General features: G+C 46.0%; 1 pseudogene. It reads left to right on the top strand.

Features of this window, described 5'->3' with window-relative positions:
- A pseudogene (locus R7Z50_RS29600) lies at positions 1-574 on the top strand (6-phospho-beta-glucosidase); the annotation flags it as partial.

Here is a 574-nt window from a genome sequence, read left to right on the forward strand (position 1 = left end):
GGCGGATTTGCTAAAGCACTGAGAACCATTCCGGTCATTCTTGATATCTGTAAAGACATTGAAGAGTTGGCGCCAAACGCTTGGATGCTCAACTTTACGAACCCTGCTGGTCTCGTCTCAGAAGCGGTGAGTAAGCATACTAAAGTCAAAAGTATCGGCTTATGTAATGTACCCGTCTCAATGGAAATGATGATTGCAGAGATGATGGATTGCGAGCCCAAAGAGCTACAGTTGGAGTTTGCAGGTCTAAATCATCTGGTCTGGGTACACAAAGCGTGGCTGAAAGGCGAAGACATCACTCAAACCGTCTTAGAGAAAGTCGGAGATGGCGCTAACTTCAGTATGAAGAACATTTGGGAAGAACCGTGGGATCCGGCATTTCTAAAAGCGCTCGGTGCGATTCCTTGTCCTTATCATCGCTATTTTTACCAAACAGACGCTATGTTGGCAGAAGAAAAGCAGAGCGCAGATGAAAAAGGGACTCGCGCAGAGCAAGTCATGGAAACCGAAAACGCATTGTTTAAGCTCTATCAAGATCCGAACTTAGACCACAAACCGAAAGAGTTGGAAGAGC

The organism is Vibrio sp. 1249-1, from assembly GCF_033340495.1.